We start from the raw sequence: 23191 nt of genomic DNA on the forward strand, positions 1-23191 counted from the left end.
AACAGCAGTGGGCGTCGGCACCCGGCCACGCGAGCCCGACGGCAGACAGCGTCGGCGGGTATGAGAGTCCGTCCGAGACCGCAGCCGCAGCTGCGTATGGCGGCTGCCGCGTACCGATTTCGCGAGAGCCTGTTCGCGCTGCCGACGTTGATCGTCGCCGCCGGGGTGATCCTCGCCGAGGGCACCGCGTACCTCGACCGCACCTTCCCCACCGACGTCGCAGGATGGGCGGTGCAGGTGAGCAGCAACGGCGCGACTGACGCTGCGGCACGTGGGAGCCGAGGCTGCCGAACCGGCGCCGGGGGCGTCGATGACCGTGGCCCTGGTCCTGACGGTGGCCACCGTCGTCCTGATCGTCGCCTATCTCGACAGGCTCGCGCACGGCCTGCAGGTCGGTGAGGTGGTGCGCACGATCGCGGGTGAAGCGGACGGGGTGCTCGACGCGGCGGTCCGGGAGAGCCGCACGGAAAATCCCGGCGGCGGCGGGGCCCCGGCCGGATTCCGACGCGATCATGACGGTGCCGGCGGTCCGGGACGGCTGGGTCACCCAGGCGCCGACCGAGCATCTCCTCGCGTCGGTACCCCCGTCGACGATGGTGCGCCTGGAAACGCGTCCCGGCGCCTACACCCATCGTGGCGAAGTGCTGCTGCGCGTCTGGCCGGTCCCGGACAGTGCCGACAGGCTCCGTCGCCGGCTCGAGTCCGCGGTGGAGATCTCCGACACGCGCACGATGCAACTGCGGTCCACCTCGGGGAGTCCGTGGCCGCCGAGCCGGGGCACCACCCCGAGGACCTCGCCCGGTTCCGGCCGTGGCCGCGTCGCCGGTCGACCCGGCCGAACGCGAGGCGGACCGAGCCGTCGCGCGTGACTCGCGCGACCCGGAATCCGCCCGGTGTTCCCGCGCGGATTCCGGGTCGCAGCCGTTACTCCTCGGTGCCCATGTGGCGGATGGAGGGACCGCCCTTGTGGTCGGTCGATCGGCCGAGCTTGGAATCGAGCAGGCTGCGCAGTCGGTGGACGGCACCGTCGAACGCTTCCTTCACCGAGCCGGCGTTGTGGGTGACGACGATCGGTTGCTGACCGGCGATGCGTGCCTCGAGGAGGCACCGCTTGTCCGTGGTGCCGAACTTCCCGGCGTTCTCGTCGCTGAGATGGATCTCGAGCCGGGTGATCCGGTCGGCGAACCGCTCGACCGCGGACGCCAGTTCGCTCTCGAGGCGGTCGGCGATGTCGTCGTCGATCTGGATGTGGCTGTCCTTGTTGAGCTGGATCTGCATGGATCTGTCTCCTTCTCGGTCCGGCGGTACGGCCGGGGGATTCCCGGGCTTCGCACCGCGTCCGCTCCGATTCCACCCGAGCGCGACGGCGGGCGGCAACCCGTCTAGTCGGCGGTCTCGGGTTCGCGGCGGGAGAGCGCGCTCGGCCACCACACCCGCTTGCCGATGTCGATGGTCAGGGCGGGTACGAGCAACGACCGGACCAGCAGGGCGTCGAGCAGCACGCCGAACGCGACGATGAACGCGATCTGCGCGAGGAACAGCAGCGGGATCACCGCCAGTGCCGAGAACGTCGCGGCCAGGACGATGCCCGCCGAGGTGATCACGCCGCCGGTCACAGTCAGGGCCCGCAACGTGCCGCGCCGGGTACCCACGCGGGCGCTCTCCTCCCGCACCCGGGTCATCAGGAAGATGTTGTAGTCGATGCCCAGCGCGACGAGGAAGACGAAGCCGAACAGCGGAACCACCGGGTCGGCGCCGGGGAAGCCGAGCAGGTGGTCGAAGACCAGCGAGGACACCCCGAGGGTGGCGGCGAAGGACACGACGACCGTCAGCATCAGCAGCACCGGCGCGACGATCGCGCGCAGCAGCAGCACGAGGATCAGCAGCACCACGGCCACGACGACGGGGATGATGACCGTGCGGTCGCGGGTGGCGGTGTTCTTGGTGTCCAGGTCCACGGCCGAGTTGCCCCCTACCAGGGCTTCGGCGTTCGGGATCACGGACACCGCGTCGCGGATGCGTTCGACGGTGTTCTCGGCGGCCAGCGAGTCGGCCGGATCCGAGAGGGTCGCCTGCAGGGCGACGCGGCCGTCGACGACGGTCGTCGCGCCGTCCGGCCCGGTCACCGGCACCACCTCGGTGACGCCCTCGACGCGGGCGGCGGCTGCGACGTCGCCGGCCGCGGACTCACGGGTGATGATCACCGCGGGCGATCCGGTGCCCGCATCGAAGTGCCTGCCGAGCACCTCCTGGCCGGTCACGGACTCGGTCTCGAGCAGGAAGATCTCGGACTGCGCGACGCCGTCGGCCTTGAACTGGGGGAGCAGCATCGCGAAGCCGACGAGCACGATGCTCGACACGACCCAGATCCGGCGCGGGTGGGCGCCGACCCTCCGGGCGAGGGCACTCCAGAACCGGTGCGCCGAGGCGAGGTCGTCGCGATCGGCATCGGGGTCGACGGTGGGCCGCTTGGGCCAGAACGCGGCGCGGCCGAGCAGCACGAGCGCGGACGGCAGGAAGGTCATGGAGGCGACGAACGAGGCGACGATGCCGATCGCGGCGACGGGACCGAGGCCGCGGTTGGAGTTCAGGTCGGACAGCAACAGGCACAGCACGCCGGCGATGACGGTGCCCGCCGACGCCGCGATGGGCTCCAGCGTCGCCCGCCACGCGGTGCGCATCGCGGCGAACCGGTCCTGTTCGAGACGCAGTTCCTCGCGGTACCGGGACACCAGCAGCAGGGCGTAGTCGGTCGCGGCGCCGAAGACGAGGATGAACAGGATGCCCTGACTCTGCCCGTTGAGGGCGATGACACCGGCGTCGGCCAGCAGGTACACCAGCAGGCTCGCCAGTGCGAGGGCGAACACCGCGGAGAGGATCACCACGAACGGCAGCAGCGGGCTGCGGTAGACGACGACGAGGATCAGCAGGACCACGCCACCGGCGACCAGCAGCAGCAGACCGTCGATGCCTTCGAACGCCGTCGTCAGGTCCGCGATCTGCCCGGCGGGACCGGTGACGTAGACCGTCAGTCCCTCGGGTGGGTTCGCAAGTTGCGTGCGCAACTCGTCGACGGCCTCGCCCACCTCTCCGGTGCTGTCGACGGGCACGATCAGCCGGGCGGCCTGACCGTCCTGCGACGGAACCGGCGGTGGGCCGACGGCCGCTCCCGCGAGGTAGGCGAGATCGTCGGGGGTGATGCCGGACGGACGTTCGGCCACGACGATCGCGGGCACGAACCGGGTGTCGGTGAAGTCCGCATAGAGTTCGCCCGCCCGCGTGGATTCCGCGGACGCCGGGAGGAAGGAGCTGTTGTCGTTCTGCTGGACGTCGCTGAGCTTGCCGGCGAAGGGCCCACCGGCGCCCGCGATCGCGAGCCACGCGATGAGCAGCACCGCGGGCAGCAGCCAGCGGATGCGGCGAGGTGAACGAGCCGGCGCGGTGACGGTGTTCAATCTTCCTCCAGGAGAATGCGACTACGCCGAGCCCATTTTACTCAGCGAGCTGAACAATACTGAAAAGGTATCTCATGACCGACGATCTCGAGAGCTGGCCGACCGGCCGGCTGCTGTCCACGGCCGCCCGGCTGGTGGAACAGGCCTGGGAATCGACTCTGCGCGCTCACGGTCTCACCCACGCCGGGCTGGTGGCCCTGCATACGATTGCCGACGGACCTCGCTCCCAGCGGGAGATCGCCCGGGCGTGCCGGGTGACCGACCAGACGATGAGCCGGACCGTCGAGCACCTCGAGCGATCCGCCCTCGTCACCCGCACCGTCGATCCCGCCGACGAGCGGCGCATGCGGGTGCAGATCACCGAGTCGGGGAACGAGCTGTACCGGGCGATGATCGAACTCGAACGCACCGATGCGCAACCGACCGCGGTGGTATCCGACCCCGGCACCCTGCGCTCCCTTCTGATCGAACTGGTCCGATCGGCACAGCGTTGACCTGCCGCACCGCGGCTGCGTTGACCCGCCGCACCGCGGCTGTGTCGACCTGCCGCGCCGCGGCTGTGTCGACCCGCCGCACCGCGGCTGCGGCGACCTGCCACGACGAGGCGGGCAGGTCCGTCCGGCGGGTCAGCTCAGCGGCAACTGCGCGAAGATCTGCGTCGGCTGCGTCGACCCACCCGGCGGTTCGACGCTGAAGGCCAGCGCGGTCGAATGCCCGACACCCTCGAGGACGGCCGTGGTGGACGGGGCCACCGCCTCGGCGTCCATGATGCCCGCGGATTCCGGGCCCTCGGGGGTGATCAGCCACATCTGGTAGACACTGCCCTCGGCGGGCGGGGCCACATTGTTCATCACCAGAACACCGGCGTCGGCTTCCTTCGAGTACACCACCGTGGCAACTCCGCCGCCTTCGATCTCACCCGAGGTGGTGCGCACGTCCTCCGCCGCGAACACCTGCTCCGAAGTGGTCGCGGGCTCCTCCTGCAGCTGGGTCACGACGGCGAATCCACCCACGGCGACCAGGATCGTGGCCGCCGCGGTGAGCAGGAAGTTACGTCGCCGGTTGCGCCGCTCGTCCAGCGAGACCGGTGCGGCGGGCGCCCCGGACTCGGCCGCGACCGCGTCGAGCAGGCGCTCACGCAGACGTGCCGGCGGCTCGGAGGCCGTCGACGCGGACACCGTCGCCATCGTCTCCCGCACGGCCGCCGTCTCCCGGTCGAACGCCGTCACCACTTCGGGATCGGCTCCGGCGACCCGGGCCTCGATGTCGCGGCGCTCGGCATCGGATACCGCATCGAGCGCATACACGACCGCGAGGTCGATCAGTTCGCGGTCGGAATCGCCGAAACCGGGCCGGGCCTCACTCCTCATCGCCCTGCACCCCCAGACACTTGCGTAGACGGAGTAGTCCGTCGCGGATTCTCGATTTCACGGTCGGTAGCGTGACCGAAAGTTGTTCGGACACTTCGCGGTACGTCAGACCGCCGTAGTAGGCCAGTTCGACGGACCGCCGCTGCAGATCGGTCAGCGTGCCCAGACAATGGGTGACCTGCTGCCGATCCTCGCGCCGGGCCGCCTCCTCGCTGACGACGTCGAACGCCGAGTCGACGTTGCTCGCGCCGTAGCGGGCCTCGCGGTCGGCCCCGGACTGTTCGGACCGCACCCGGTCGACGGCACGGCGGTGCGCCAGGGTGATCAGCCAGGACAGCGCGGAACCCTGCGCGGCGTCGAACCCGGAGGCCGACCGCCAGACCTGCAGGTAGACCTCCTGCGCGGTCTCCTCGCTGTAGCCGGGATCGCGCAGGACCCGCAGGATCATGCCGTACACCCGGGCGCGGGTCAGGTCGTAGAACTCGGCGAATGCAGCCGCATCCTGCGCCGCTACGCGCGCGAGCAGCGCGTCGAGTGTGTCGGTACGTCCGCCGACGCCGGTCATCGGCTCTGTCCGCTCATCGAGCGAAAGCCTAGTCGGGCGATTCGGGCGGCTCAAGCCATCCGCCGGCGGGCCGTCCGGACGGCCGGGGCCGGGGGGCGGGGCAAGGGTCGAATCGAGCACCGCGATCACCTCCGGGACAGCCGGAGGTCTGCAGCGCGTGGGACGTCAGACATGGTCGCCTCCGGTGGGCCGGCCGGCCGGGGCCAGGGATTCCCGCAGGAACTCGGCGGTGACCGCATGCCACCAGCCCGGCTTGGTGAGCAGGAAGTGACCGCCGCCCGCCAGCGGCCGGAACTGGGCGTCGACGCCGCGCCCGCGGGCCCGGGCCGTCTGCACCGCGCTCACGCGCGGATCGCACCACGTGTCGGCGGTGCCGTGCACGACCAGGAGCCGGCGCTCGGGCGGGATCAGCGCGCCGTCGTCCTCGGGCCACCACGGTGCCAGCGCGACGACAGCCCCGACACCCGGTTGTGCCGCGAGGTGGGCCGCGACCCGTCCGCCCATGGAGTGACCCACGAGCCCGATCCGGACGTCGCCGCGCCGCCGGTGCACCTCGTCGAGGGCCCGCAGGGCATCGTGGACGGGACTCATCCGGTCCCCGTTCCAACCGCGGTACGTGTAGCGCACCTGGCCGACGGTGATGTCGTACATGCTCAACCGGGAACGCAGGGACTCGGTCAGCAATGTCATCCGCAACGCGGACAGGTGCCACGACCGGGCGGCGGACGTGCTGACCGGCTTGCCGCCCGGGAGAACCAGCACGTGAGCGCGGGGCCGGTTCGATGCGATCTCCATGCCCGGTGTTCGGAGCGTGGCCCGAATCGGATGGGTCGAAAAAAAATCTCCACATCCACCCATCCGCCCTCCCGACCGTGCCGAATGGCAGATGACACACCTGACCGACGTGGTCGCACGGATCACGACACCGAAGGGAAGAGGGCCATGGTTATCAACACGCGAAAGAGCTTGGCGGCAGTCGGAATCGGCGCGATGGCGATGATGGGTGTCGCGGCGTGCTCGTCCGACGACTCCGGTACGTCGACGGAGGCGACGGCCACGTCGGCGATGGAGAACGCCACATCGGCGATGTCTCCGACCACTTCCGAGGACGCCATGGCGTCGGGCCTCGTCGGCCCGGGCTGTGACGCCTACGCGGCCGCGGTACCGACCGGGCCGGGCTCGATCGAGGGTATGGCGCAGGAGCCGGTGGCCGTCGCCGCGTCGAACAACCCGGAGCTCACGACCCTGACCGCGGCGGTGTCGGGTCAGCTCAACCCCGAGGTGAACCTGGTCGACACGCTCAACGGTGGCGAGTTCACCGTGTTCGCGCCGGTCGACGACGCCTTCGCCAAGGTCGATCCGGCCACCATCGAGAGCCTGAAGACCGACACGGCCACCCTCACCAGCATCCTCACCTACCACGTCGTCCCCGGCCAGATCGCGCCGTCGGACATCGAAGGCACCCAGACCACCGTCCAGGGCGGTACGGTCGAGGTGACCGGTGAAGGCGAGGAGTGGAAGGTCAACGACGCCAACGTCATCTGCGGCGGCGTGAAGACCGCCAACGCGACCGTCTACCTCATCGACACCGTGCTGCTGCCGCCGGCGCCGCAGCAGTGACCCGGTAGCACCCGATGAGTGACGTGAGACGAACGATCCGAGGCCTCGCGGCGGCCGCTCTGGCCGCCGCGGGCGCCGCCCTCATGGCGGCACCGGCGCAGGCAGCTCCGCTCACCCCGGTGGCGGAGCTGGATGTGAACCGGTACATGGGCACCTGGTATCAACTGGCCGCCAATCCCGCGCCCTTCAATCTCGACTGCGTGCTCGACACCACCGCGAACTACACGCTGATCGACGAGCGCAACGTGCGGGTGGAGAACTCGTGCACCACCGTCACCGGTGAGCGGCGGGGAATCGTCGGCAACGCGCGAGTGAACGACACCGCCTCGTTGCACGTGAGCTTCCCCAGCGTGCCGACCCAGGATTCCCTGGACGGGCCGAGCAACTACATCGTCGCCTACCTCGCGGACGACTACTCGTGGGCGCTCGTGGGGGATCCGACCCGGGTTTCCGGGTTCGTCCTGTCCCGGTCACCGGTGGTCGACGCCGCCGCGTGGCAGCAGATCCGGTCGGTGGTCGAGCAGCAGGGCTACAACAGCTGCCTCATGCTCACCTCGCCCACCACGGAGGGCCTGCAGGAGATCAAGCCGCTCTGCACCGTGTGAAAGATGCTCTGCGCGTAGCGGTCTCGCTTCGGCCCCGCCCGCCCGCCCGGCCGAATGTCACATTGCGTCGGTTCGATCGATCGCATGTGACATTCGGTCGCGTGCGGGCGGCGCCGGAGCCCGGATGCGTTTCCCCCGGACACGTCCCGGCTCTGTTAGGTTCGATTCGCGACGTGGACGAGCCTTCCGATCGTCGGACCCCGCTCGTCGCGACACGAGGAGCTGGTGAAGATGATCCGCGATGCATGGCGGGGTTTGCGTAAGCCCGTATTCGTTCCCGCCTCGCTCGTGATCCTGGGGATGATCGTATTCGCGGTCGTCTACGCGGGATCGGCAGAAGGGGCGGTCGACGCGCTCAACCGTGCCATCACCGACGGCGTCGGCTGGTGGTACATCCTGATCGCCACCGGATTCGTGATCTTCGCCCTGTACTGCGGCCTCAGCCGCGTCGGCAACATCAAACTCGGCCGCGACGACGAACAACCCGAATTCGGCCTGCTGTCCTGGTTCGCAATGCTCTTCAGCGCCGGCATGGGCATCGGTCTGGTGTTCTACGGTGTCGCCGAACCACTCTCGCACTACGTCGACCCTCCGCAGGCGGGCCGCATCCCCGGTTCGACGGATGCCGCCGCCAATCAGGCCATGGAACTGACCATGTTCCACTGGGGTCTGCACGCGTGGGCGATCTACGTCGTCGTCGGTCTCGGCCTGGCCTACATGACGTACCGCAAGGGCCGGCCGCTGTCGGTGCGCTGGCTGCTCGAACCGCTCCTCGGACGTGCCCGCGTCGAGGGTCCGATCGGGCACGCGATCGACGTGATCGCGATCGTCGGCACCCTGTTCGGCGTCGCCACCTCGCTCGGCTTCGGCGTCCAGCAGATTTCGGCGGGCCTCGACTACCTGGGCTGGATCGAGACGAACAACTGGCTCACCGTCGCACTGATCGTCGGGGTGACGGGCCTGGCGACCTTCTCGGTGGTCTCCGGCGTCTCGCGCGGTCTGAAATGGCTGTCCAACATCAACATGGTGCTGGCGGCCTCGCTCGCGGTGTTCGTCCTGCTGCTGGGGCCGACGCTGTTCCTGCTGCAGTCGTGGGTGCAGAACCTCGGCGGCTACGCGCAGGCCCTGCCGGAACTGATGCTGCGCACCTCACCGTTCGCCGAGGACGGCTGGTCGGGCGCGTGGACGATCTTCTACTGGGGCTGGTGGATGAGCTGGGCGCCGTTCGTCGGCATGTTCATTGCCCGTATCTCCCGCGGCCGCACGATCCGCGAGTTCGTCTTCGGCGTTCTGCTCGCCCCCACGTTCGTCGCGTCGCTGTGGTTCACGATCTTCGGCGACGCCGGAATCCTGCGGCAGCGCGACGAGGGCACCATGCTCGCCGCGGACGGCACCGTCGACACCGACACCTCGCTGTTCGTCCTCCTCGACGGCCTTCCGCTGGCCGTGCTGACGAGTCTGCTCGCGATCTTCGTGGTCGTGTTCTTCTTCGTGACGTCTTCGGACTCGGGTTCGCTCGTGATCGACATCCTCTCCACCGGTGGCAACCTCGAGACCCCGCGGATCACGCGTGTCTACTGGGCGATCCTCGAGGGGATCGCGGCGGCGGTGCTGCTGCTCATCGGCGGAAGCGGCTCGTTGACCGCGCTGCAGACCGCATCCATCGCGACGGCGGTGCCGTTCTCGATCGTCATGGTGCTCGCCTGCGTGTCGATGCTCAAGGCGTTCCGCTACGAGGTGGCGACTGCGCCCCGGTACCTGCAGGTGGCGGTGGGCCCGGCGGCACCCGCCGCGGCCGGCCACGGCGCCCCGCACCGGCGGGGCATCTCCGCGACGCTCGCCGGACTCGACACCAACGGGAACGGCGCCGCAGCGCCCGGGACCCGCGCACCGCTCGTCGTCGCCGTCCACGAGCTGCCGGCCAGTTCGGTCAGCGTCGACGCCGACACCGGACGGGTTGAGATCGACCACGGTGCCCGCCCGCAGGACCCGCTCGGTGGCGAGGTGTTCGACACCCCGGAGTTCGCCGAGTCCGCCGAGGGCGTGGCGCAACGGGAAGCCGACGAGCGACGCGCGGCCACGCGCGACTGACGCTCGCCGCAACCTCCCGCCCCAACCCCCCGCCGCGGCGGCGACCCGATGTCACATTGCGTCGATCGAATCGACCGGATGTGACATCGGGTCGCCGGCAGACGGGGTGCGTGCCGGATCGCGGGCGGCGCGGTGCGCGGCGCCGGCGATGTTCTCGAGCATGCCCTTGAAGATGATGCCGTGGAACGGCACGAGCGCATACCAGTAGATCCGTCCCGCAAGTCCCTTCGGGAAGAAGATCGCCCGCTGGTGCAGCCGGGCCCGGTCCGGATCGAGCGGTTCGATACGCCACTCGAGCCAGGCCCCGCCCGGCGCCCGCATCTCGGCCCGCAGCCGCAGCAGGGTGGGTCGCTCGAGGCGCTCGACGCGCCAGAAGTCCAACGCGTCCCCGGTGTGCAGGGTGCGCGGATTGCGGCGTCCCCGGGAGAGACCGACGCCGCCGGCGAAGCGGTCGAGCCATCCGCGGATCGTCCAGGCGAGGGGGAAGGAGTACCAGCCGTTCTCGCCGCCGATGCTCTCGACGACCTCCCACACCGTGCCGGCATCGGTGTCGCAGTCGATGCAGCGTTCGTCGACGAAGACCACCTCGCCTGCCCAGTGCGGATCGGACGGCAGCGGTTCGGCCGGTGCGCCGACGGGTGACGCACTCGCCCAGGTGGTTTCGACGTCGCCGCGTTCGATCTTGCGCAGCGCCAGCCGGACCGCCTCGCGATAGCCGGTCAGTCCGCCGGGCGGCGGCGGGATCACGTCGTCGATGTCGTGTTCGGAGACCACCGCGTCGTTGCTCAGCGATTCGATCAGCGCCCGGCCCAGCGACGGTGGGATCGGGGTGACCAGCCCGATCCACAACCCGGCGAGCTTCGGAGTGAGCACGGGTAGCACCAGGATGCGCCGCCGGCGCAGACCCGCGACCTCGGCGTACACCTGCATCATCTCGCCGTAGCGCAGCACGTCCGGGCCGCCGATGTCGTAGGTGCGGCTGCGGGGGAGCGGAGCGGTGGCCGCGCCCACCAGGTAGTGCAGTACGTCGCGCACCGCGATGGGCTGGATCTTGTTGTTCACCCACTTCGGGGTGGTCATCAAGGGCAGGCGGTTGCTCAGGTGCCGGATCATCTCGAACGACGCGGAGCCCGAACCGATCACCACCCCGGCCTGCAGCACCAGGGTGGGCACCCCGGATTCGACGAGGATCCGGCCGACCTGCTCCCGGGACCGCAGATGGGTGGAGAGGTCGGCTGTGTCCGGATGCAGCCCACCGAGATACACGATGCGCCGTACCCCGGCCGCGCGGGCAGCGGCGGCGACGTTCTCGGCTTCCGCGCGCTCGGTGTCGATGAACTCCCCGCGCCCACCCATCGAATGCACCAGGTAGTACAGGACGTCGACGTCCCGGCAGGCGACGGCCAGGGACTGCGGATCGGTCAGGTCACCGCGCACGATCTCGACGTCGCCGGCCCACGGCACGTCCCGCAGCTTGTCCGGGGTGCGGGCCAGGACCCGCACCCGGTGGCCGGCGTCGACCAGCAGCGGCGCCAGCCGGCCCCCGATGTAGCCGGTGGCCCCGGTGACGAGGATGCGCAACACAGGGGTGTTCATTCGTTCTCCACGATGTGTCCGAGCTGGTGTCGCAGGCAGGCTTCGAGCTTCGGCCGGCGGAACCGATGTCCGTGATCGACCAGGCACTGCGGAACGACGAACTGATCGGCGGTGGCGACCTCCCGCGCGCCCTCGTCGCCGAGCAGCAGCCGGGGCCCGAACCCCGGCACCCGCAACAGCGCCGGCCGGTGCAGTACCCGCGCGAGCGTGCGGGTGTATTCGTCGTTGCGAACCGGTTCGGGCGCAACGGCATTGATCGGACCCTTCATCCTCGGATCGGCAAGGGCCCGGTGGTAGACGTCGAGCAGGTCGTCGAGGTCGATCCACGACAGCCACTGCCGGCCGCTGCCGAGCCGGCCACCGAGGCCGGCCTCGAACAACGGGCGCAGGAGCTGCAGCGGCCCGCCGCGCGGGGTCTGCACGATGCCGGTCCGCACCAGCACCACGCGCAGTCCGCCGGAGGCGGCAGGGGCGGTGGCGGCCTCCCAGTCGGCGACGACGTCGGCGAGGAACCCGGACCCCCGTTGCGCGTCCTCGGCGAGCGGTTCGTCGCCGCGGTCGTAGCCGTAGAGCCCGATCGCCGACGCGGACACGAAGGTCGCCGGTCCGTTGGGGGTGCGTGCCGCGAGTTCGGCCAGCAGCCGCGTGGGCCGGATCCGGCTGTCCCGGACGGCGGCCTTGTGGGCGGCGTTGAAGCGCCCGGCGATCGAGGCGCCGGCGAGGTGGACGACGGCGTCGATGCCCTCGAGCAGGTCGGGCGCGGGCGAGTCCGGATCCCAGCGACGTTCGTCGTCGCCGCGCGGTTCGCCGCGTACGAGCCGCACGACCCGGTAGCCGCCGGTGCTCAGGTAGGCGCTCAGCGCGGTGCCCACGAGACCGGACGATCCGGTGACGGCGACCGTGGCGGGGCGTACTCCTTGCTCGAGGAACCACTGATGGGCGGCGAGGTCGTCGGCGAGCTGGCGGTGCCGGTAGTAGAAGGTCTGCTTCAGCAGCGACTCCGGGACGGGCGTGTCGACCCGGTCGACGACCCGGGTGCGACGGGAGCCGAGTGCCTCGAAGGTGTGCTCGTGCCGCCAGGACATCACCAGTCCGGCGGGCAGTGAGGTGAGCCCGTCGCGGCCGACGCTGTCGACGAACCGCGCGGGCGGGTCGTAGGCGTCGGCCTGGTGTTCGGCGACCCAGCGCAGTCCGCCGGGCAGGCCGAGCACGGCCCGGCCCGACTTCAGGGACTCGGCCTCGGAGATCACCCGCAGCGGCTGCCACGGGGGGAGCAGACGCATGATCGCGCCCGGTCGGCTGTGCCAGTCGAAGACGTCGTCGCGCGGCGCGTCGACGACGCTCGAATACGTGATGCCCATCGTGCCTTCCTCCGCCTGGTCCGGGTTCGCGGAAGCGACGCCGGGAGAATCCCGGCGCCGCCGCGGAATCAGCTGGGAATCATGTTGATCAGGATGGTGTAGGCGTTCACCAGAGGAGTGTGGATTGCCATGAATGCTGCCTCGACGAGTTCTCGCACGGTGGTGTTCCTCTCGGTTGTCCGTCCGGGACGGGCGTTCCGTCCCCTCGGTATTCGGAGTAGCGCGCGACCCGGATGGGTCAGCCTTTTCCGCCGATCCGCCCGTACCGGTCGAGCGCTACCTGTCTCTCGTGGGCGTGGTCGACGATCGGCTCCGGGTACCCGTCCGGCGGACCGTCCGGGAGCCGGTGCACGCGTTTGCCGTTCACACCTCGCAGCTCGGGTACCCAGCGGCGCACGTATTCACCCGTCGGATCGAACTTCTCCCCCTGCGTGATCGGGTTGAACACCCGGAAGTAGGGCGCGGCGTCGGTTCCGCTGCCGGCGGTCCACTGCCACCCGTGCTGGTTCGAGGCCAGGTCGCCGTCGACGAGCCGGTCCATGAAGTGCCGGGCACCCCACCACCACGGCAGATGCAGGTCCTTGGCGAGGAAGGACGCGACGATCATGCGGAGCCGGTTGTGCATCCAGCCCTCGGCGAGCAGCTGCCGCATGCCCGCGTCGACGATGGGGAAGCCGGTCCGGCCCTGCTGCCATGCGGCGAAGTTGCGTTCGGCGTCGGGTCCGCTGTCGTAGGCGATGTCGTCGAAGCGGCGGTTGTAGTTGCGGCGGGCCGTGTCGGGCCGGTGGTGCAGCACGTCCGCGTAGAAGTCGCGCCAGGCCAGTTCGCTGCGCAGACGGTTCGCGCCCGCGCTGCGGTCGGAGCGCACGTCGTGCAGGAGGGTGCGCGGATGGATGCACCCGAATTTCAGGTACGGCGAGAGGCGGCTGGTGCGATCGAGGTCGGGCCGGTCCCGGTCGGTGTCGTAGTGCGGCAGGTCGTCGTCGCGGAACTCGTGCCAGCGGTGCAGCGCGGCAGCCTCCCCGGCGGGTGGCAGCGTGGTGCCGTCGAGATCGTCGTCGGCGGGGATCGCTACGCGCGCGTCGAGATCGCCGGGGTCGATCCACTCGACGGTGCCGGCGTCGGTGGCGGCGGGTGCGCGCCAGCCGTGTTCGTGCCACGCCCGCTGGAAGGGGGTGAACACCTTGTAGGGGGTGTCGTCGGCCTTGCGGATGCGTCCGGGCGCGACGGCGTAGGGCGAGCCGGTGCGCAGCAGCGGGACGTCGCCGAGCGCCCGCTCGACGGCCTCGTCGCGGCGGGTGCCGTAGGGCCCGTGGTCGGCACTGACGTGCACCGCGTCGGCGTCGAGCTCCCGGGCCAGCGCCGGAACGACCGTGGCGGGGTCGCCGTGGGTGACGAGCAGACGTCCGCCGAGATCCTCGTCGAGGGCGCGCAGGCACCGCATCAGGAAGGTGCGGCGCGGGGACCCGGAGGGACGCAGCAGCGATTCGTCGAGCACGAACAGTGCGAGAGCACGGTCGGTGGAGTCGGCGACGGACAGCAGGGTGGGCAGGTCCCGCAGCCGCAGGTCGCGGCGGAACCAGACGATACCGGGGCGGCTCACCCGTCCAGTGTGCGGGAGAACGGGCCCGGGCGGGCGGGTAGCTGTCGGCCCGGTGAGAGACTGGTCCCATGTCCGACGTGTTCGAGGTGCCCATCCGCGACGAGTCCATCCGGCTCGGTCAATTCCTCAAGCTGGCGAGCCTGATCGAGTCCGGTGCCGAGGCGAAGGAAGTGATCGCCGAGGGACTCGTCAGCGTCAACGGGGAGGTCGAGGTGCGGCGTGGGCGGCAGCTGCACGTCGGGGACGTCGTGGAGATCGGGGCCGCGGCCGCGCGCGTGACGTCGGGGGCGTGAACCTCAGGTGACCGCCCACAGCGCCGCGACCGCGACGAGCAGGGTGAGCGGCGTCGTGACCGCGCCGAGCCGGGTGTAGGTGGACAGGTCCGGGCGGGCTTCGGAGCCGTCGAGCAGCCGTCGCCACAGCATCGTGGCGAGGGAGCCGACGTAGGTGAGATTGGGGCCGAGGTTCACCCCGAGCAGCATCGCGAGGATCAGAGCAGGTGGGGCCGAGGGGCCGAGCGCGGCCAGGAACATCAGTGTCGCCGGGACGTTGTTGACGAGGTTGGCGATCAGGGCGGCAGCGGCCGCCACCCCGAGCAGCGCGACGAACGTCGGTTCGGTGGGCAGCGCGGCCGCCAGTGCCTCGCCGGCCGCCCCGGCCGAGACACCGGCGACGACGACGGCCAGGGCGAGGACGAACACGCAGAACCACAGGTCGGCGGCGGCGAGGATGCGCCGGGGTGTGGTTCGTCGCCGGCGCAGTGCCGGGACGCCGAGAGCGACTGCGCCCGCTGCCGCGGCCCACACCGGTTCGATTCCCAGCGGGCCCGTGGCCGCGAACCCGGCGAGCGTGGCGGCGACGACCCCCAGGGCGTAGCGCGGGGCGTGGACGGGGACGGCCGGTGCCGCGCCGGGCGACGTCGGCGACGGTGCGAGGTCGCGTGCGAAGAACCACCGGAACACAAGGGCCTCGACGAGCACGACCGCCAGCCACGGCAGCGCCATGAGCGCCGTGAAGTGCAGGAAGGTCAGCCCGGTCGCGGCGAAGGCCAGCAGGTTCGTCAGATTGGACACCGGCATCAGCAGCGACGCCGAGTTCGCCAGGTGGGCGGTGGCATACACGTGCGGTCGCGGTGACATCCGCAGTGTGGTCGCCGCGCGCAGGACGATCGGCGTGAGCAGGACGACGGTGGCGTCGAGACTGAGCACGGCAGTGACGACGGCGCAGGTGACGAACACGGCGGTCAGCAGCCGCCGGGGGTCGCTGCCGGTACCGCGGACGAGGACCGACGCGACCCAGGTGAAGACGCCGAGCGCGTCGGCGAGATGACCGAGCACGAGGATCACGGCGAGGAACGCGACCGTCGGGAAGAGCGTGTGTAGCTGCTGTCCGGCGAGTTCCGGCGTGACGATGCCGAGCGCGACGACCGCGACGGCCGCCGGCAGGGCGACGAACACCTCCGGCAGTCCCCACGGACGCACGACGGCGAAGACGAGCACGAGGGCGAGCAGCGCCGACGCCACGAAGGTCGCCGCCGCCACGGAAGTCACCGGGCCGATGCTGCCACGCGGCGCCGGCCGAACGGCCTACGGGACCGGGCGGCGTCCGCCCGGTCCGCGAAATCCTCGATCCCCCCGCGAGTTCAGGGCAGGTGCATCAGCTGCCGAGCAAGGGTGAACAGGCGGCCGGCGAGCCGCATCACGGGGATGCCCAGCGGAATGAGGATGATCGTCACGCACAGCAGGCCGCCGACGAGCCACACGACGGCCGCGACGATTCCCAGCACCGTGCCGAGCACGGCCGTCACCAGTCCCAGCACCACATCGAGCAGGCCCCGAAGCGCTTTCATGACGACCTCCTGGTATCAGTGTGCGCTTCCGGGGGCCGCGGCGCTCGCGGTTCGGGTCGACCCCTCGGGCCGGGTCAGCCGGTCTCGTCCGCGTCGGTCTCCTCGCGCCGGTCCAGGATCCCGGCGGTGACGCCGTACGGCAGGAAGCGCACCGATCGGCGCGGATCGGTGTTGTTCTTGTGCGCGCGCAGCGCCTCGAGTTCGGTGGGGAAGACCTGCTCGACGCGGGCGGTCCCGTCGTCGTCGAGTGTGTAGATCACCCATACGCCGTCGCCGGTCTCGCCGGCGGTGGGCGGCGCCGGGCGGGTGCGGGGTGCGCCCGCGAGGTCGGGGAAGATGCTCGCCCACGGGATCCCGGCGTCCGGTTGTTCGACGAACCGGCCGATCTTGGCGGCCAGGTCGCGCAACCCCTCCCCGGCGTCGCGGAAGACACGGTCGAGGTCCTCCGGGTCGAATCCGAACGGGTTGTTCTCGCCCATGAGGGCCTCCTGAGGTCGCGGGCCGCGCGTGCGGCCGTGATTCCTCCAGTGTGGGCACTGCCGCCGAACCGCGCCACATTCCGGCGTCACGCGAGGTCAGGAGGCGTGCGCCGCGCGGACGTTCTGCGCCCAGTCGTGTACCCAGTCGGGCAGGTCGGGTAGATCGGTGAGCGCGGGGAACGTCTGCGCGACGGTGTCCGGCGGGACGGAGCGGCCGTCGCGATCGAGCACGCGGAGTCCGATCACGGCCCGGGCACTGCTCGCCCCGTCCACCGTCACGTGCTGTTCGACGAACAGGTTCCTGGCATCCGTACCGAGAAGGCGGGTCGCCACGTCGAACTGCTGCCGATGCCGCAGCGACCGGTGGTAGGTCGCCGTCTGGACGACGACGACCGTCTGCCACCGGTGCCGGCGCAGCACCTGCCAGAGTCCGGTGCGGACGAACAGCTCGAACCGGCCGAGGTCGAGGATGGTGAGGTACCGGCCGTTGTTCATGTGCATCGCCGCGTCGAGGTCGGCGACGGCCACGCGGAACGGGGTGTGCACCGTCTCGTGTGGCCGGACCGGATCCGCCTTGCGGGCACGAAGGAAGGTCCGCGCCGTACGCAGCGCAATGAGCATGCCGGCCCCCGGTCAGTCCTCGGCGCGGACGACGATGCCGTCGTGGTCGCTGTAGAGCATCTCGCCCGGGTTGAACGTGACGCCGCCGAACTCCACCGGAACGTTCTTCTCGCCGGACCCGGTCTGGGTGCTCTTGCGCGGGTTGGTGCCGAGCGCCTTGATGCCGATCCCGAGGGTGCGCAGGATGGCCGAGTCCCGGACGGCGCCGTTGACGACGACCCCGGCCCAGCCGTTGTCGACACCGCGGCCGGCGATGATGTCGCCGACGAGGGCGGTGTGCACGCTGGCGTCGCCGTCGACGACGAGGACGCCGCCGTTGCCCGGCTCGCTCAGGGTCTGCTTGACGAGCAGGTTGTCCTGGAAGCAGCGGATGGTGGTGATCCGGCCGGCGAAGACCTCGTGACCGCCGAACTGGATGAACTGCGTGTCGCAGCTCCGGATGTCGGGGCCGATCTCGTCGGCGAGGTCCGCGGTGGCCGGAACGTCGTTGGTGGAGGGTTCGCTCATGTCGCCGAGAGTAGTGGGGCGACGCCGTCCGTACGGCGCTGGGATGATACCGGCAGATCATCTGACTGTTTGGGTTTCATACCGGTAGATTCTTGTATCCTAAGAGCCATCGGGGCTGGGATGGATAACGCACACAGGACGGTCAAATGCCACTCGACGGAAGCTCTGCGGTCGTTCGCGTGCCCAAGGCGGGTGAGCTGATCGCCGCGAGCCTGCGCCGCCAGATCATCACCGGGGAACTGCACGCCGGCGAGCCGTTGCCGAACGAGGCCGCGCTGATGGATCGCTTCGGCGTCTCCCGTCCTACGTTGCGGGAGGCGTTCCGCATCCTGGAGTCGGAAGGCATCATCACCGTCCTGCGCGGCGCCCACGGCGGTGCCCGCGTGCAGGCACCGGACGGCTCGACCGCCGCCCGCTACACCGGACTGCTGCTGCAGTATCGGGGAGTCCCGCTCGCCGACGTCTACCGCGCCCGCACCGAACTCGAGGTGGACGGCGTCGGTCTGCTCGCGGCCGCCCCGGCCGAGCGGATCGACACGCTCGCCGATCTGGTCGAGCGGGGCGAGGACCTCCTCGGCGACCCCGCGGCCTTCGCCAAGTACGACACCGAGGTGCACCGCGCCGTGATGGAGCTGGCCGGCAACCAGACGATGGCGGCCCTCGCGGGGATGCTGCTCGACATCATGGACGCACACAACGCGCTGTATCTCTCCACCCGCGCCGATGCGGCGGAACGCCCCGGAGCGTCGGCGGCGTTGCGTGCCAACCGCAAGCTCGTCACATTGCTGCGCGAGGGTGATTCCGAAGCGGCACAAGCATTCTGGCGCAGGCACCTCGACAGCGTCGAGCGGTACATGACGGGCGATTCGGCGACCACGCTCGTCGAGGTCCTGTCCTAGCCGAGCCGTCGAACGGGGGGAATTCGCGGCGAGCGGGCGGTTGTCGTGCCGACGTGCGAGTGAGATCGACGGAAACCACCCGTTCGGCGGCGGAACCGCGCGCTCGGCTCGGTCTGCGCCGGATCAGCGCCCGAAACGTCGCTCGTACTCGTCGCGTTCGCGGTCGGCCCGCACGCGTGCCTTCTCGCCGAGCAGGTTCGGGTCGAGGCCGTGCTGCTCCAGGCGGTGCCGCCGCCAGATCTGCATCAGGGCGATCGCGAAGTACACCAGGGGGATGAACAGCAGCGCCATCATCGCCAGCGGAATCCACACCGGCCCGGGGATGAGCAGGAACAGCGCGAGGAACGGCACGATCGGCAGGGTGAACCGCACGAGGTACCGCACCGTCGCCCCGGGCCCGACGAGGTCGTTGCGCACCCAGTCCTGAAGCGAGTCGGGGAGCGTGCGGCCGAACAGGTATCCGACGTACTGGGTGAAACTCGGTCGCGCACTACTCCTCATACCACCGAGGATAGGCCGCTCATCCGTACAGCCCGCTGAGCCGGTCGGAGAAGTTGTCGATGACGATCTTCCGACGCAGCTTCATGCTCGGCGTGAGGTCCCCGGCCTCCACCGACAGCTCGCGGTCGATGATGGTGAACTTCTTGACCTGCTCCCACCGGTTGAGCTGCTCGTTGAGCTGGTCGATGTAGCCGCCGATGAGGTCGCGGGTCTTCTCGTCGTGCGCGATCTCCTCGAACGACTTGCCGCCCAGGCCGTTCTTCTCGGCCCACTCGTGGATCGCCTCGGGCTCGAGGCCCACCAGTGCCACGCAGTACGGCTGGCCTTCGCCGTGGACGATGATCTCGCTCGCATAGGGACACATGCCCTTGAAGGTCGCGGCGATGGCGGACGGCGCGACGTACTTGCCCTGCGAGGTCTTGAACATGTCCTTCTTGCGGTCGGTGATCCGCAGGAACCCGTCGGAGTCGATCTCGCCGATGTCGCCGGTGTGGAACCAGCCGTCGTCCTCGAACGCCTCGGCGTCCGCGTCGGGACGATCGTGGTAACCGCTCATCACCCCGGGACCCTTGACGAGGATCTCACCGTCCTCGGCGATCTTGACCTCGGTTTCCGGGAAGGGCCAGCCGACCGTGCCGAAGCGGTACGCGAGCGGCCGGTTGAGGAACGACGCCGCGGAGGTCTCCGACAGCCCGTAGCCCTCGAGGACGATGATGCCGACGGCATCGAACCACTGTGCGACGTCGCGGTCCAGCGGAGCGGACCCGGAGACGAAGAACCGCAGCCGGCCGCCGAACCGCTCCCGGATCTTGGTGAAGACGAGCTTGTCGGCGAGCTTGTACTGCAACCGGTCCAGCGGCGACGGGTCGCGGTCCTCCTGCTTGGCCTTGGAGACCCGCGTTCCGACGCCGACGGCCCAATCGAAGATCTTCTTCTTGGCGCCGCCCTCCTCCTCCATCATCGCCTCGATGCGTGCGTGCGCCTTCTCGAAGACGCGCGGCGCCGCGCCCATGAAGGTCGGCCGCACCACGGCGAGGTTCTCCACGATCTTCTCGACCCGGCCGTCGATGGCGGTGGGCATGCCCACCTGCAGGGGCAGGCTCAGCAGCACCTTGCCGAACACGTGCGACAGGGGCAACCACAGGTACTGCAGATCGTCCGGACCGAGGATGCCGAGGGCGTCGACGGCGGCGGCGGTGTACGTCCACGCCGAGTGCGGCAGCCGCACGCCCTTCGGCTTGCCGGTGGTGCCGGACGTGTAGATGAGGGTGGCGAGGTGATCCGGCCGGATCGCCCGGACCCGATCCTCGACGACGTTCGGCGACTCCGCGATCAGTTGGCGGCCCCGCTCCTCGAGGTCGGCCAGGGTGATCACCCAGTCCCCGTCCCCGGGGCCGTCGATCACGACCACCTGCTGCACGGCGGGCAGCTGGGCGCGTTGCTCGACGAGCTTGTCGATCTGGGCCTGGTCCTCGGCGACGACCACGCGGCTGCCCGAGTTGGACACGATGAACGCCACGTCGGGAGCCTTGGTGGTGGGGTAGACCGTCGTGGTCGCGGCGCCCGCGCACATCACCGCAAGGTCGACGACCACCCACTCGTACCGGGTCGACGACGCCAGTGCGATCCGGTCCTCGGGCTCGATACCGAGCGCGATCAACCCGGCCGCGAGCAGACGGACGCGGTCGCCGACCTGTTGCCAGGTCACGCTCTCCCACTCGTCGTCCTTCGGGAACCGGAACGCCTCCGTGCCGGGGCTGGCCGCAATTCGGTCGAGAAAGAGCTGAGCCACCGACGGGGCCCGCTTCTCGATCTTCGAGTGGTCGACCGGCTCGTCGGAGATTCGCAGCGCTGTCATACCCCCGAGTTTAGAAAGACCGCTCGAACCGTGGGGAGGGTTTGGCCTGTTCGTTCCGGCTTCCGGTCCATGCTCACCGCGCCTGCCGGTGCTGCCGGGCGTGGGCGAGAGCCACGGCCGTCCGCAGCACCCGCGGTGCGCGCCGGGCGGTGCGGAGGACGGCCCGGTCGAGCACGGACAGATCGAGGTATAGGTGTGCGATCGGGGGCGGGTCCGTGATCGCGGCGGTGAGCCGCACCCACTGCGCGACGAACCTCACGGCTGTCTCGGCGGGGTCGTCGTTGCCTGGGGGTGCCGTCCGCTTGCGGGACGATGAAGACATTTCTGCATTCGGTCTGGATCTACGACTTACAGATAGTGATGAAAAATGCCATTTACGCAGCTATCCCCGCGAACCCCCAGCTGAGCGTGTTTTCGGTCGCCGGGACGGTGTTGTCCTTGTCCACGTTGTCGGTGCGTTGTCCGAGATAGGTGTCGCATCCGGAAGGCGTCGTCCGAGATAGGTGTCGCACGCTGTGCGACACGCGGTGTCGGTTGCACGGTTCGGGGCGTCCACGCTCGGTTGGAAGTTCTCGAGCCCAACCCCAACCGGTGGTATCTGACCGCAGCGATCTGCCGGGCAGCCGAATACCCGATTGTCGTTGCGCTCACGACGTCTTTGGCTGACACCGCGTGGCGGAATCGGGTGCTCACGATGGAGTCACCCGGTCAACAGGATGCGATCGGGGGTCTCATCGAGTCCGTCACCGACGGCGCAGTCCCAGCCGGCGTGTTCGATTCGCTGCTCACGCGGTACATCAGGCATCGTCCCGGTGCCCGGACACGACCCGCCGAAACGGTGGGCTGATTCGACGATGTGCGACAACTAACTTGGACGATTCGATCCTGCGGCCGTCCAACTAAGTTGTCGCATCGCAGCTCAGGTAACGCGTTCTGCGTCAGATAGATTGAGCGAGGACAGGTGTCGGGGCCGTCCGGTAGCGTCCCCACCCGTGAACGACGAGACGGAACCAGCCGAGGACGGCCAGGTCGTGGTGCCGGGGAATCCTGCGGGGCCCGCGCTGCCGGACCTCGCGCCGGCCGCGGCGGCGCGGATCGCGGAGTCGGTGGCGTCGGCGCGGGCGGTCGGGACCCGCCGCACCTACGCCTCGGCGTGGCGGGCCTTCACCACCTGGTGCACCAATGAGGGCCACACCGCGGTGCCGGCGCATCCGGTCACCGTCGCCGCCTACCTGGTCGCCTGCGCCGACACCGTCACCGAGGCGGGGGAGCGGGCCTACGCCCCGGCCACCCTCGCCCATCGCCTCGCCGCGATCGCCCACCACCACCGCACCGCCGGGCACCCCAGTCCCACCGGGGACGACCTGGTCCGATCGACTCTGTCCGGGATCCGCCGCAGCTACGCCACCGCCGGGGAGCGGCCCCGCAGCCCGCGGGCCCCGCTGCTCACCGCCGATGTCCTCGCCCTCGTCGACAAGGCGAGAGCGGACTGCGCGGGGTGGGCCGACGAGGTGGTCGAACGCCGCGACACCACGATCCTGCTGCTCGGCTTCGCCGGGGCCTTCCGCCGCAGCGAACTCGTCGCCCTGACGTGCGGGGACATCAGCCTGCACCGGCTCGACGGCCTGCACATCAAACTTCGTCGCTCGAAGACGGATCAGGAGGGCCGCGGCACCGTCCGAGCCCTGCCCTTCACCCACAGTCACACCAGCTGCCCGCCGTGCGCATGGCTGCGGTGGACCCAGATCGTCGCCGCCCACGACACCGGCGGCCGCCCCGCCGTGATCCGGCTCCTGCGCACCGCGGAGCCGTTCGCGGCGCACGTGTGCCGCGGCACCCGCCCCCGCACCGTGCCTGCTTCTCCGCTGCTACGGGCGATCCGCCGCAACGGCCACCTCTCCAGCACATCGTTGTCGGGGGCGGCGGTCCACGCCGCGATCCGCCGCCGCGCCGAGCTCGCCGGCTACGACCTCGAACTCGTCCAACAGCTCGGCGGGCATTCGCTGCGCGCCGGATTCGTCACCCAGGCCTTCCGCAACGGCGCCTCCGCGCACGCCATCATGCGCCAGACCGGACACACCACCCCCGCCATGCTCGAGGTCTACGCCCGCGAACACGCCCCACTGCTCGGCAACGCGGTCACCAACCTGGGTTTGTAGCGTGAGATGACCAGCACCGAACGAGAAGCTAATCACCGCAACGATGTTCACG

Annotated in this window: 24 protein-coding genes and 1 pseudogene; 9 read left to right on the forward strand and 16 right to left on the reverse strand. The window is 70.1% G+C overall.

Features of this window, described 5'->3' with window-relative positions; genetic code table 11:
* Nucleotides 1–310: 310 nt before the first annotated feature.
* Nucleotides 311–394 (forward strand): annotated as a pseudogene (locus QYS60_RS24450) (hypothetical protein); the annotation flags it as partial.
* A gap of 118 nt (nt 395–512) precedes the next feature.
* Entirely contained in the window at nt 513–869 is a 357-nt protein-coding gene (locus QYS60_RS24455) for a DUF2254 family protein (RefSeq protein WP_371384520.1), read from the forward strand.
* A gap of 55 nt (nt 870–924) precedes the next feature.
* Here QYS60_RS24455 and QYS60_RS24460 read toward each other — a convergent pair whose 3' ends face one another.
* Complete coding sequence (locus QYS60_RS24460; RefSeq protein WP_054370885.1) at nt 925–1278, reverse strand: HPF/RaiA family ribosome-associated protein; 354 nt, start codon at nt 1276–1278, stop codon at nt 925–927.
* A 104-nt stretch (nt 1279–1382) separates the two neighbouring features.
* The gene (locus QYS60_RS24465) at nt 1383–3455 is read right to left on the reverse strand and encodes an MMPL family transporter (RefSeq protein WP_371384521.1); all 2073 of its coding nucleotides are present in this window, start codon (nt 3453–3455) and stop codon (nt 1383–1385) included.
* A 74-nt stretch (nt 3456–3529) separates the two neighbouring features.
* On the opposite strand from QYS60_RS24465, the gene QYS60_RS24470 reads away from it, so the two are divergent.
* Nucleotides 3530–3949, forward strand: a complete 420-nt coding sequence (locus QYS60_RS24470) for a MarR family winged helix-turn-helix transcriptional regulator (protein WP_371384522.1) — start codon at nt 3530–3532, stop codon at nt 3947–3949.
* 132 nt (nt 3950–4081) lie between these two features.
* Here QYS60_RS24470 and QYS60_RS24475 read toward each other — a convergent pair whose 3' ends face one another.
* The 3 genes from QYS60_RS24475 to QYS60_RS24485 form a co-directional block, all read right to left on the reverse strand.
* A complete protein-coding gene (locus QYS60_RS24475; RefSeq protein WP_371384523.1) occupies nt 4082–4825 on the reverse strand; it encodes an anti-sigma factor domain-containing protein in 744 nt (247 codons plus the stop codon).
* Nucleotides 4815–5390 carry a sigma-70 family RNA polymerase sigma factor gene (locus tag QYS60_RS24480; RefSeq protein WP_010595507.1) on the reverse strand — a complete coding sequence of 192 codons (576 nt, stop codon included), beginning with the start codon at nt 5388–5390 and terminating at the stop codon, nt 4815–4817. Before QYS60_RS24480 ends, QYS60_RS24475 begins: the two co-directional genes overlap by 11 nt.
* Nucleotides 5391–5555: 165 nt before the next feature.
* Entirely contained in the window at nt 5556–6185 is a 630-nt protein-coding gene (locus QYS60_RS24485) for a dienelactone hydrolase family protein (protein WP_371384524.1), read from the reverse strand.
* A 201-nt stretch (nt 6186–6386) separates the two neighbouring features.
* Between QYS60_RS24485 and QYS60_RS24490 the strand changes: the two genes are divergently transcribed.
* From QYS60_RS24490 to QYS60_RS24500, 3 genes are all read left to right on the forward strand, one after another.
* A complete protein-coding gene (locus QYS60_RS24490; RefSeq protein ID WP_371384525.1) occupies nt 6387–7010 on the forward strand; it encodes a fasciclin domain-containing protein in 624 nt (207 codons plus the stop codon).
* Between the two features lie 23 nt (nt 7011–7033).
* Complete coding sequence (locus tag QYS60_RS24495) at nt 7034–7615, forward strand: lipocalin family protein (protein WP_003936574.1); 582 nt, start codon at nt 7034–7036, stop codon at nt 7613–7615.
* Between the two features lie 231 nt (nt 7616–7846).
* Nucleotides 7847–9706 (forward strand): BCCT family transporter, encoded by a 1860-nt coding sequence (locus tag QYS60_RS24500; protein ID WP_371384526.1) that lies wholly within the window; start codon nt 7847–7849, stop codon nt 9704–9706.
* Between the two features lie 51 nt (nt 9707–9757).
* Here QYS60_RS24500 and QYS60_RS24505 read toward each other — a convergent pair whose 3' ends face one another.
* From QYS60_RS24505 to QYS60_RS24515, 3 genes are all read right to left on the reverse strand, one after another.
* Complete coding sequence (locus tag QYS60_RS24505) at nt 9758–11302, reverse strand: SDR family oxidoreductase (protein ID WP_371384527.1); 1545 nt, start codon at nt 11300–11302, stop codon at nt 9758–9760.
* Nucleotides 11299–12663, reverse strand: coding sequence for a TIGR01777 family oxidoreductase (locus tag QYS60_RS24510; protein WP_371384528.1), 1365 nt, complete (start codon nt 12661–12663; stop codon nt 11299–11301). The genes QYS60_RS24505 and QYS60_RS24510 overlap by 4 nt, the downstream gene beginning before the upstream one ends.
* 238 nt (nt 12664–12901) lie before the next feature.
* Nucleotides 12902–14266: a deoxyribodipyrimidine photo-lyase gene (locus QYS60_RS24515; RefSeq protein WP_371384529.1), complete on the reverse strand. Its 1365-nt coding sequence runs from the start codon at nt 14264–14266 to the stop codon at nt 12902–12904.
* 68 nt (nt 14267–14334) lie between these two features.
* Here QYS60_RS24515 and QYS60_RS24520 point away from each other — a divergent pair, with 68 nt between their 5' ends.
* Complete coding sequence (locus QYS60_RS24520; protein WP_054370894.1) at nt 14335–14559, forward strand: RNA-binding S4 domain-containing protein; 225 nt, start codon at nt 14335–14337, stop codon at nt 14557–14559.
* 3 nt (nt 14560–14562) lie between these two features.
* Here the strand turns inward: QYS60_RS24520 and QYS60_RS24525 are convergent, their stop codons facing one another.
* The 5 genes from QYS60_RS24525 to rraA form a co-directional block, all read right to left on the reverse strand.
* The gene (locus tag QYS60_RS24525; protein ID WP_371384530.1) at nt 14563–15816 is read right to left on the reverse strand and encodes an SLC13 family permease; all 1254 of its coding nucleotides are present in this window, start codon (nt 15814–15816) and stop codon (nt 14563–14565) included.
* A gap of 92 nt (nt 15817–15908) precedes the next feature.
* Entirely contained in the window at nt 15909–16115 is a 207-nt protein-coding gene (locus QYS60_RS24530) for a hypothetical protein (RefSeq protein ID WP_371384531.1), read from the reverse strand.
* Nucleotides 16116–16189: 74 nt separating this feature from the next.
* Nucleotides 16190–16594 carry a hypothetical protein gene (locus QYS60_RS24535; RefSeq protein WP_371384532.1) on the reverse strand — a complete coding sequence of 135 codons (405 nt, stop codon included), beginning with the start codon at nt 16592–16594 and terminating at the stop codon, nt 16190–16192.
* A gap of 96 nt (nt 16595–16690) precedes the next feature.
* Complete coding sequence (locus QYS60_RS24540; protein WP_371384533.1) at nt 16691–17215, reverse strand: acyl-CoA thioesterase; 525 nt, start codon at nt 17213–17215, stop codon at nt 16691–16693.
* A 12-nt stretch (nt 17216–17227) separates the two neighbouring features.
* Nucleotides 17228–17722: a ribonuclease E activity regulator RraA gene (gene rraA, locus QYS60_RS24545; protein ID WP_371384534.1), complete on the reverse strand. Its 495-nt coding sequence runs from the start codon at nt 17720–17722 to the stop codon at nt 17228–17230.
* Nucleotides 17723–17868: 146 nt separating this feature from the next.
* Between rraA and QYS60_RS24550 the strand changes: the two genes are divergently transcribed.
* Nucleotides 17869–18621 (forward strand): FadR/GntR family transcriptional regulator, encoded by a 753-nt coding sequence (locus QYS60_RS24550; RefSeq protein ID WP_371384535.1) that lies wholly within the window; start codon nt 17869–17871, stop codon nt 18619–18621.
* Between the two features lie 123 nt (nt 18622–18744).
* Here QYS60_RS24550 and QYS60_RS24555 read toward each other — a convergent pair whose 3' ends face one another.
* The 3 genes from QYS60_RS24555 to QYS60_RS24565 form a co-directional block, all read right to left on the reverse strand.
* Complete coding sequence (locus QYS60_RS24555) at nt 18745–19122, reverse strand: DUF5313 family protein (protein WP_371384536.1); 378 nt, start codon at nt 19120–19122, stop codon at nt 18745–18747.
* 19 nt (nt 19123–19141) lie between these two features.
* Nucleotides 19142–20980, reverse strand: a complete 1839-nt coding sequence (locus QYS60_RS24560; RefSeq protein WP_371384537.1) for a long-chain fatty acid--CoA ligase — start codon at nt 20978–20980, stop codon at nt 19142–19144.
* 73 nt (nt 20981–21053) lie between these two features.
* Nucleotides 21054–21302, reverse strand: coding sequence for a hypothetical protein (locus QYS60_RS24565; RefSeq protein ID WP_289379401.1), 249 nt, complete (start codon nt 21300–21302; stop codon nt 21054–21056).
* Between the two features lie 670 nt (nt 21303–21972).
* On the opposite strand from QYS60_RS24565, the gene QYS60_RS24570 reads away from it, so the two are divergent.
* Entirely contained in the window at nt 21973–23139 is a 1167-nt protein-coding gene (locus tag QYS60_RS24570; protein WP_371384538.1) for a site-specific integrase, read from the forward strand.
* Nucleotides 23140–23191 lie beyond the last annotated feature (52 nt).

Origin of the sequence: Rhodococcus sp. GXMU-t2271, from assembly GCF_041414735.1 — a bacterium.
Taxonomy (GTDB): domain Bacteria; phylum Actinomycetota; class Actinomycetes; order Mycobacteriales; family Mycobacteriaceae; genus Rhodococcus; species Rhodococcus indonesiensis.